10 protein-coding genes are annotated in these 10,040 nt (G+C 42.2%); all 10 read right to left on the bottom strand.

The window, feature by feature from the left end; all coding sequences use genetic code 11:
- Positions 1-3: 3 nt before the first annotated feature.
- Complete coding sequence (locus ACESZH_RS16615) at positions 4-867, bottom strand: ABC transporter permease (protein WP_373215800.1); 864 nt, start codon at positions 865-867, stop codon at positions 4-6.
- Positions 851-1,924, bottom strand: coding sequence for an ABC transporter ATP-binding protein (locus tag ACESZH_RS16620; RefSeq protein ID WP_373215799.1), 1,074 nt, complete (start codon positions 1,922-1,924; stop codon positions 851-853). Before ACESZH_RS16620 ends, ACESZH_RS16615 begins: the two co-directional genes overlap by 17 nt.
- A gap of 204 nt (positions 1,925-2,128) precedes the next feature.
- Entirely contained in the window at positions 2,129-2,881 is a 753-nt protein-coding gene (rsmG, locus tag ACESZH_RS16625) for a 16S rRNA (guanine(527)-N(7))-methyltransferase RsmG (RefSeq protein ID WP_373215797.1), read from the bottom strand.
- A gap of 3 nt (positions 2,882-2,884) precedes the next feature.
- Positions 2,885-4,777, bottom strand: a complete 1,893-nt coding sequence (gene mnmG / locus ACESZH_RS16630; RefSeq protein WP_373215795.1) for a tRNA uridine-5-carboxymethylaminomethyl(34) synthesis enzyme MnmG — start codon at positions 4,775-4,777, stop codon at positions 2,885-2,887.
- A gap of 17 nt (positions 4,778-4,794) precedes the next feature.
- Positions 4,795-6,168, bottom strand: a complete 1,374-nt coding sequence (gene mnmE, locus ACESZH_RS16635) for a tRNA uridine-5-carboxymethylaminomethyl(34) synthesis GTPase MnmE (protein WP_373215793.1) — start codon at positions 6,166-6,168, stop codon at positions 4,795-4,797.
- A gap of 159 nt (positions 6,169-6,327) precedes the next feature.
- Complete coding sequence (jag, locus tag ACESZH_RS16640; protein WP_373215791.1) at positions 6,328-7,341, bottom strand: RNA-binding cell elongation regulator Jag/EloR; 1,014 nt, start codon at positions 7,339-7,341, stop codon at positions 6,328-6,330.
- Between the two features lie 20 nt (positions 7,342-7,361).
- Entirely contained in the window at positions 7,362-8,654 is a 1,293-nt protein-coding gene (yidC, locus tag ACESZH_RS16645; RefSeq protein WP_373215789.1) for a membrane protein insertase YidC, read from the bottom strand.
- Positions 8,655-8,721: 67 nt separating this feature from the next.
- Complete coding sequence (yidD, locus tag ACESZH_RS16650; RefSeq protein WP_373215908.1) at positions 8,722-8,931, bottom strand: membrane protein insertion efficiency factor YidD; 210 nt, start codon at positions 8,929-8,931, stop codon at positions 8,722-8,724.
- The gene (gene rnpA, locus ACESZH_RS16655) at positions 8,912-9,343 is read right to left on the bottom strand and encodes a ribonuclease P protein component (RefSeq protein ID WP_373215787.1); all 432 of its coding nucleotides are present in this window, start codon (positions 9,341-9,343) and stop codon (positions 8,912-8,914) included. Before rnpA ends, yidD begins: the two co-directional genes overlap by 20 nt.
- Positions 9,344-9,414: 71 nt before the next feature.
- Entirely contained in the window at positions 9,415-9,549 is a 135-nt protein-coding gene (gene rpmH, locus ACESZH_RS16660; RefSeq protein ID WP_005423866.1) for a 50S ribosomal protein L34, read from the bottom strand.
- Positions 9,550-10,040: the final 491 nt, after the last annotated feature.

Consider the following 10,040-nt stretch of genomic DNA (forward strand, 5'->3'; position numbering starts at 1 on the left):
CCCCTAATTCCAGCGTCTCTTCATAATGGACTGCATAGTAAGAAACATGCAGACAGCAATCACGGAAAGGAAATAAAGAATTCCAGTTACGTCAAAAATATTATTTGTAAAATTCTCAAAGTGGGCGCTTAAGTTCAGTACCTCGAGCATCTTCTGGATTCCTCCCTCAAAAATGCTAGACTTCAAAATATAAGTGATGATCAAGGCAGCTTCACCTACCACACACACAACAGCCGATATCACCAGATTTTTTATCATAGTATAAATAATCATACACACTACCAGGATCAGCAGTCCAAAGGCAATGCAGGTAGACATCGCGGTCTGTGAAAAGAAGGATGAAATTCCGCTCATCATATAAAACGCAAATAAGAACACAAAAGTCAGAACTGCCGCAATTACCTGGCTTTCCGTAATGGATGAGAAAAATACACCGATGGCGATATTAGAGCAGCCCAAAAGGAAAAATCCAAGAATGGCCGTGTACGCGCCTGCAAAGGATACTGTTCCGAACTTAGACATTAATAAAGGATAGAAACACATAACACCTACAGGAATGGCATATACGGTAACCAAAGCCAGATATTTTCCCATCACAATGCCTCCCACGGACACCGGCGATGTCAAAAGAAGCTGGTCTGTTTTCTGCTTTCTTTCTTCTGCCATTACACGCATGGTCAGGATGGGAACTCCTATCAAAAATACAAAGGTAAGAGCATTTAAGGTATACTCAAATTTCGGATATGCTGCTGAAAGCTGATATGCGGAAAAATAAATTCCTGCCAATACCAGAATAAAAAATATAAATAAATACCCAATCATAGAGGTAAGATAGCTTTTCAGTTCTCTTTTATAAATCGCTGTCATTGATTTCTTCCTCCTTTTCCACAATCTCCTTCTCTATGTCCGTATCTTCCGGTTCATGATCCACATTATCAACATCAATAGCTACTGATGGATCAGATTCTGAGCTATCATTCTCATCCTGCTTTTCACTTTCTGTCAGCTCCAGGAAAATCTCCTCCAGAGATACCTTCTTGGACTGCATTTCCAGAATCGGGCAATCCGCCTTTACCATACTGTAGAAAATATCTTCCCTTACGTCCGCATTTTCTTTTGTATTCAGGCTTACCTTATATACGTGATCTTCCTGACTGTGAGCCAGAGTTACATCCTTCACTCCATCCACCTTTTCAAGAGCCATGCGGATTTCCTCTTTATGGCCTTTTACCAGCATATCCAGGCTGTTTGACCCCACTGCAAGACGCTCCAAATTCTCAGGTGTGTCACTGGCAACAAGCTTTCCATGAGAAATGATCAGAACATAATCGCAGACAGCGCTTACCTCTGACAAAATATGAGAACTCAGGATCACCGTATGCTTCTTTTTCAATCCCTTGATCAGCTCACGGATTTCATTGATCTGCTTCGGATCCAGACCAACTGTCGGCTCGTCCAGAATGATCACCTCAGGATAGCCTAAAACAGCCTGTGCAATTCCCACTCTCTGACGGTATCCTTTTGAAAGATTCTTTATCAAACGATCTTTCATATCTGTAATTTTTACCAAATCCATAATTTCTTCGATCATGGATGCTTTTTTATCTCTTGGAATTTTTTTCAGATCTGCCACAAATTTCAGATATTCCAGAACTGTCATATCAAAATAAAGGGGCGGCTGCTCCGGCAGATATCCAATACATTTTTTTGCCTCCTCCGGCTCGTCCAGAATATCATGCCCATCGATCACTACGGTTCCTTCCGTAGAGGCAATGTATCCTGTTATCATATTCATTGTAGTGGACTTTCCGGCGCCGTTCGGTCCCAAAAAACCATAGATTTTTCCTTTCTCAATAGAAAAAGAAAGGTGGTCTACTGCTGTATGGTTTCCATAGCGCTTGACCAGATTTTTTACTTCAATCAATTTTTTCTCCTCCTTTATTAAAACCTGTCTCTTAAGTTTATGTACTATATGTGATGAAATTTAGATGAATGTGTGAGAATTTTGTGAGTAATATGTGAAAATAAAGTGATGAAAAGTGAGCATTTTTAAAGCCGCCTGCACTTGACTTTCCCTGCTTTGAGGGCGGTCTGTGCGGACGGCTGATTCTATTTTATATTCATTTTGTTATTTACCTGGCCTTGTAGCTGCTGAAAGGGGTTCCTTAGACGGCAGTCCAGCTTTTCTCGGATACTTTTTCGGCGTCGGTTTCTTTTTTCCTATAACTACAAAAGATCGGTCCATATCCTGATCCATAAGAGAAAATTTTATCACATCCTGTACCTTTCCCCCAAGGATTTTTACAGCTTCCCCTGCCTGAGAAAGCTCCTCCTCTATTTTTCCGGATTTATAGGAAATAAAACATCCTCCCTCCTTTACAAAGGGCAGACAATATTCTGATAACGTGCTGAGATTTGCAACTGCACGGGATACGCAGAAATCAAAGCTTTCCCTGTAATCCTTCTGACGTGCAAAATCCTCTGCTCTTCCATGAACTGCCTTGATTCCCTGCAGCTTCAGCATCTCTATTACCTCATTTAAAAAGCCTACTCTTTTGTTCAGAGAATCCAACAGCACGATCTGAAGCTCCGGAAAGGCTATTTTCAGCGGTATACCCGGAAAACCTGCCCCGGTTCCCACATCGATCATGGTTTTCCCTTCTATTTTCCCGGAAAAATCCTGTACCTTTACAAGGGACAGACTGTCCAGAAAATGCTTTACGATCACCTCTTCGTATTCCGTTATAGCGGTCAGGTTCATGACCTTATTTTTTTCCACAAGGTATTCGTAATACTTTATAAACTGTTCCTTCTGCGCCTGAGAAAGCGGAATATTAAGCTGTTCCAGGCCCTGCTCGAAAAGGGTCAGATCGTAATTCATAAGCTAATCCTCCTTCTTTTCCCTGCCGTACTGTTCCATATAGACCAGAAGAACCGATATATCTGCCGGAGAAACGCCGGAAATCCTGGATGCCTGTCCAATGGAGACAGGGCGGTATAATTCCAGCTTCTGCCGCGCTTCGATTCTAAGGCTTCCCACCTTTTCATAATCCAGATCTTCCGGGATCTTTTTCGCTTCCAGCTTTTTAAACTGTTCTACCTGCTTCAACTGACGGCGGATATAACCATCATATTTAATGTTAATGTCAACCTGCTCTTTTACATCCCACGGAAGCTGCGGGCGCTCTTTATCAATAGGCGCAAGAACTTCATAAGAAAGCTCCGGGCGGCGGATCAGCTCAGCCAGCGTTGTTCCTGACTTCAGCAGAGTGCTGCTCAAGCTTTCCAGAAGGCTTTGTACCTCCTGTGTACTTCCTATGTGAGTGTTTTCCACCCTCTTGATCTCCTCCTGGATCATGCGCTCCTTTTCCAGTATTTTCCGGTATGTTTTCTCATCCACCAGACCCGCCTCATAGCCCTTTTTGCGCAGACGCAGATCCGCGTTATCCTGGCGCAAAAGCAGGCGGTATTCCGCACGGCTTGTCATCATACGATAGGGTTCATGATTTTCTTTTGTAACAAGGTCATCAATGAGAACGCCGATATATGCCTCTGAACGATCCAGGATCAATTGCTCCTGCCCTTTTATTTCCAGCGCTGCATTAATTCCCGCTATCAGGCCCTGGGCGGCTGCTTCCTCGTATCCTGAGCTTCCGTTAAACTGTCCTGCGCTGAAAAGTCCCTTTATCTTTTTAAACTCCAAAGTAGGATAAAGCTGTCTCGGATTGATGCAGTCATACTCAATGGCGTAGGCATTTTTAACGATTTTCGCATTTTCCAGTCCTGCTACACTGTGATACATCTCTGCCTGCACGTCTTCCGGCAGAGAACTTGACATACCTCCGATATACATCTCATTTGTATAAAGTCCTTCCGGCTCGATAAACACCTGATGACGGTTTTTATCCGCAAACCGGACCACCTTATCCTCTATGGACGGACAATAACGGGGCCCTGTTCCCTCTATTTTTCCGGAATACAGCGGCGAGCGGTCCAGGTTTGCCCGGATGATCTCATGTGTCTTTTCATTTGTGTAAGTCAGCCAGCAGGACTTCTGCTCAATCTGTACATCCTCCGGATTTGTGGAAAAGGAAAACGGAACGATCCTTTCATCTCCGAACTGCTCTTCCATCTTGCTGTAATCAATGGTATTTCCCGCTATTCTGGCAGGAGTTCCTGTCTTGAAGCGGAACATTTCGATTCCCAGCTCCTTCAGGGAGTCCGTGAGATAATTGGCTGCCTGCAGACCGTTCGGGCCTGTATAATTGCTTACATCACCGTAAATACATCTTGCCTTCAGATAAGTTCCTGTACACAAGACCACGGCCTTGCAATGATAAACAGCACCTGAATAAGTCAAAACACCTGTTATCCTTCCGTCCTCCACCAGCAGCTTTGTCACCTCTCCCTGACGGATCGTAAGGTTTTCCTGATTTTCCAGTGTTTTTCTCATCTCATTGCTGTACGCCTGCTTATCCGCCTGCGCGCGCAGAGAATGGACAGCAGGGCCTTTTGAACAATTGAGCATTTTTGACTGGATAAAGGTTTTGTCAATATTTTTTCCCATTTCTCCGCCTAATGCGTCCAGCTCCCTCACCAGATGCCCTTTGGAGCTTCCTCCGACATTTGGATTGCACGGCATCAGGGCAATGCTGTCCACACTTACGGTAAACATGATCGTCCGAAGCCCCAGGCGCGCACCTGCCAGGGCAGCCTCGCATCCGGCATGACCTGCACCGACTACGACGATATCATAATCTTCACATAAATTTTTCATGATGATCACCTGCTCCTTTATTTTCCCATACAAAACTTACTGAATATCTCATTTACCAAATCTTCGCCCACTGATTCTCCCGTGATCCTGCCCAGGCTTTCACAGGCGTTTGTAAGATCAATGGAGAAAAAGTCCTCAGGCATCCCTAATTCAATACTCTGCTTTACCATCAGAAGGCTTGCATTTGCCTCTTCCAAAGCTTCCTTGTGACGTGCATTGGTGATATAAACCTGATCGTTAAAGGAGATATTTCCGCCGAAAAACATGGCTTTTATCTCTTCCTCCAATTCACGGATTCCTGTCTCCTCCCTTGCTGAAACAGGGATTACCGGATGTTGGATCCTTGTCTTCAATTCCTCCATATCTACCACTGGCTCAAGATCCGTTTTATTGTAAATAACGATTGCCTTTTTGTCTCTCAGCAGAGAAATGATCTCCTCGTCATTTTCATCCAAAGAAGTTGAGGAATCTACCACATAGAGGATCAGATCCGCCTTTTTTGCCATCTCCCGGGCGCGGCTTACACCGATTTTTTCCACCACATCCTGGGTTTCCCGGATTCCGGCTGTATCCACCATCTTTAAGGTGATTCCGTTAAGAGTGATGTATTCTTCCAGAATATCCCGGGTCGTTCCCGCTATATCTGTCACAATTGCTTTGTTTTCACCTACAAGAATATTTAAAAGAGAAGATTTTCCGGCATTTGGCTTTCCAAGGATAACTGTCTGGATTCCTTCCCGGATGATTTTTCCGTCAGAGGCAGTTTTCAACAAATGCTGAAGCTCTTTTTCTTCTTTTTCCACAATCCTCATTAATCTTTGTGGATACCCATCCAGACTGATATGCTCCGGGTCATCCAACGCGGATTCGATATAGGCGATCTCATAAAGCAGGTCACCTCTGATATTTTTAATTGCCTTCTGGACAGAACCTTTTAGCTGGTTCATGGAACTTTTCAGGGCATAATCATTTTTTGCCTGGATCACATCCATAACAGCCTCTGCCTGAGACAGATCCAGCCTTCCGTTTAAAAAGGCTCTCTTTGTAAATTCTCCGGGCTGCGCTGTTTTTGCTCCGTTTTTCAAAACAGTTTCCAATACACGATTCATGGCATACACGCCGCCGTGACAATCTATCTCAACCGTATCCTCCCCTGTAAAGGTACGGGGAGCGCGCATGATCATGACCAGAACCTCATCAACTTCCTCTTCTCCATCATAAATGTAACCGTAATGGATGGTATGGGTTTCTGCCTCTTTTATCTTTTTTTTGCCTCCCTTTGAGCGGTAAATACGGGAAATAACATCCATAGATTCCGGTCCGCTGATACGGATGATTCCGATTCCGGAGGCGCTCACGGCAGTAGAAATGGCAGCAATCGTTGTGTCCATATCTATTGATCTCCTTATGAAAATTTGTCTTTTACGGAATTTTTTTAATAAAAAAGTGTTATTCCAAAAAGACATAGGAACAGAACGGATTCATCCGCTTTCATACCTGCTCTTCCATCTTTCACCTGGAATAACACCTTTATAAATCATAGTTTTTTACTATCTCTTTAATTTTACAACCACATGACGGTATGGCTCCTCACCCTCACTGATAGTTTCCACATATCGGTTTCCCTGAAGTGCGGAATGGATGATTCGTCTCTCGTATGGATTCATTGGCTCTAAAACAACTGGTTTTCTGGTTTTCTTTACCTTGCTGGCAATTCCCCTTGCAAGATTTTCCAGAGTTTCCTTACGGCGTCTGCGGTAATCCTCTGTATCCAGCTTCACGCGGATGTAATTGGATTTTCCTTTGTTTACCACAAGGCTTGTAAGATACTGGAGAGAATCAAGGGTCTGTCCTCTCTTACCGATCAGGATTCCCATATCGTCACCCTCGAAATCCACTTCCAAACAACCGTCTTTCGTATTATATTTGGAATTTACTTCCACTTCTCCAAGATTCATAGAAGCAAATACATCATGAAGGAAAACCTTTGCTCTCTCTTCAATCTCTTTAATTTCTTCCGGATCTGAAATGATTTCTACCGGCTTGGATGCCTTTACCGGTTTTTCTTTCTGAACTTCCTTCTCCTTCGGCTGTCTTTCTCTCACAGGCTTTTCCTTTGCAGGACGTTCTTTATTTTGTTTCTCTCTTGCTGGTTTTGGCTGTTTTTCCTTAAATTCCTTTGTTTCTTTTTGCTCCTTTACAGCTTCCTTAGGCTGCTCCTTCTGAACCTTCACAGGCTCTGCTTTTCCAGCTTCATTCTTTACAGGCTCCGGTTTGCGGGCTGGCTTTTTCGCTGGCTTCTGAACCGGCTTTTTGAAACCTTCTTCTTTAATGGCCTCAACCTTAACAGCTTCTACAATTTCCTTCAGTTCCTCATCCTCAGAAACTGTCTGAATCTTCTTTGCTTTGATGATAGCGGGCTTGCTGCCAATACCGAAAAATCCGGAGCTGCCTTCGCTGACAACCTGAATATCTAACTGATCACTGGATGCTCCCAGCTCAATACATGCTTTTGTGATTGCCTCACTTTTTGTTTTCGCTGAAAACTGAATGTAATCCTGCATTTTGAAACCCTCCGTTCCAATTACTTCTTCTTGTTTCTTTCATCAAAATCTCTTACCATATTTGCCTTGGCTGTAATACTTCCGGGTTTCGCATTCCTTGCATTCTGGTAGGATTCATCGACTTTTTTTGCTCTCTCGCCGGCGTTTTTGCCGCTTTCACCCTTGTCAATTTTTGTATTAATATTTTTGGTGCTTATACTTGCCTGATTGGTTATTTTCTGAGGCGGCAAACCTTCTTTTTCACGTTTCTTTTCAATCTTTTTCATATTTTCATTAACTAAATCGTTAATGTCAATTTTATCAAGATGACGGTTGATCATAACCTGCTGTACACTACGCACTACTGCACTGGAAATCCAGTAAATACCAAGACCTACCGGGAATGTAAAACAGAATACTGCTGACATTAAAGGCATAACCGTATTCATTGTTTTCATGGAAGCATTCATAGTAGAATTGCTGTCATCCTGATTTGCAGCCTGGGGCATCAGCTTATAGTTCAGCACCTGAGTTACCCATGCAAGAACAGGAATCAAAACAGCCGCAATTGCAAGAGCGATTGCACCGCCAGTAAAGGCAGCTTTAATATAGTTCAATGGCTGATCTGCAATGTTCAATCCAAAGAAGTTCTGCATCTTTGAAATCTCTGAAGCAGACTTGTCAATCATTCCGGAAAAGCTGGAAAACTGACTCATCTCAGATAAATCCTTCCACTGGGAAGGAGATAATGCATACAAAAAGTCAATAATGGAATTGCTGGTAGCTTTCCCTTCTTCAAGGATAAGCTGCACACGGGTCATTTTGTTATCTGTAATAAAGTTCTGGATTAAATCCGTATATCCGTTTACGCTTACGATTTTGGCTACTACGTCTGTGAAAACATCCCCAACGCTTCCTACATATGCAGGGATCTTATAAATAACCTGCCACAATGCCATCAGAATAGGGAACTGTATGGCTAACTGCACACAGCTACCAGTAGGTGAAACTCCATATTTCTGATATACGAGCTGCGTTTCTTCCTGCATCTTCTGCATGGAAGCCTGATCTTTTTTATTCTGGTATTTTTTCTGGATTTTCTGAATTTCAGGCTGCATTACTGCGCTTAATTTGGAGAATTTCTGCTGTTTAATCTGCAGCGGTGTCATAAGAGCAAATATGATAATACTGAAAATAATAATACACAGGCCAAGATTCTGAATACCAAACAGACTGTCAAGCATTTTGTAAATGCCATTCATGATCCATCCCATGATGGATGCAACCTGGCCTATGATAGGCGCACTGCTCTTCGTTGCTAAAAAAATATCCAAGTTTAATTCCTCCTAGACTTTTTGTGTTGCAGTTCATCCTTCAGCTGAACTGTAACCTTTTGTCGTTTTATGGTACAGGGTCGTAACCTCCGTGGGAAAAAGGATTACATCTGAGTATCCTCCACACCGCAAGAAGTCCGCCCTTTAACGCACCATATTTTTCGATTGCTTCTAAACCATATTGAGAACATGTGGGAATATAAGGACATTTTGTTCTCTTCATCGGTGATAAATATTTTTGATAGAGACGAATCATCTTAATCATTAACTTTTTTATCATGATCTTTTTCCTCCGCGGGATCAGCCCCATTTCTGTTATTCAGCGGAATTTCAGTCTCATTATCATGGCTGTTGGAAATATGCTGCTTGTCCGCAAGGTGCAAAAGAGCGCTCTCTATTTCTCTGTAAGTCCTGCCCTTTGCTCCCGGCCTTGCTATCACAACAATATCAAGTCCGCGCCTGAATACCTCTTCGTTTAAACGATAACTCTCTCTGATCAACCTGGTGACTCTGTGGCGTACCACACTATTCCCTACTTTTTTGCTTACTGATATTCCCAGACGATTCTTCATGTGCTCTTCTTTATTTTTGAGCACGTACATCACCAGATACCGATTTGCCTGTGATGTTCCTTTTCGGTATACTTTTTGAAAATCCTGATTCTTCTTTAAGGAGTCTGAGTATTTCATCTAATTCTCCTTTTCTAAAGAAATTTTTTTATATAGAAGAAAAGACCACATTAACTGCGGTCTTATCAGTCTTAAGCAGATAACTGCTTTCTTCCTTTTAATCTTCTGGCAGCTAATACTTTACGTCCGCCCTTTGTGCTCATACGAGCTCTGAAGCCATGGACTTTCGCTCTGGATCTCTTTTTCGGCTGAAATGTCATTTTCATAGGTAAAGCACCTCCTTTATCTATCCTAAATATTAAATTATTCTAACCTAATCAGAACATCATTTCAATTATATTCATAAAAACGCCGCCCGTCAAGCATAAAAAAGCATAAAATCGAGATTTTTTCAGCATTTTTGAGGATAGCCGGGAATCCCTATCATACCAGAGTACAGTTTACAAATATGTGGAAAAAGGTATTATGTGTATTATTTTCATGGTTTACGTAACATTATCCACATTTTGTGGATAACTTGTGGATAACTTGTGTATTATCTGCAAAAATATCCACTTTTTACGACTCATTTTTACACATATAGCATTAAAAATCCTTTATTTGTGCCTTTTCGACAGTGGACAAAATTATACACATTATTTTAAAATTATTTGCTACCTCTATTTGATTTATGGTAACCAAATTAGCCCTATCCACCGTTATCCACACTAATCCACATAAAAAGTGTGGATAATTTTTAAAATCTAAAATACACACC

Source organism: Ruminococcus sp. 5_1_39BFAA (assembly GCF_964240875.1).
Lineage (GTDB): Bacteria > Bacillota > Clostridia > Lachnospirales > Lachnospiraceae > Blautia_A.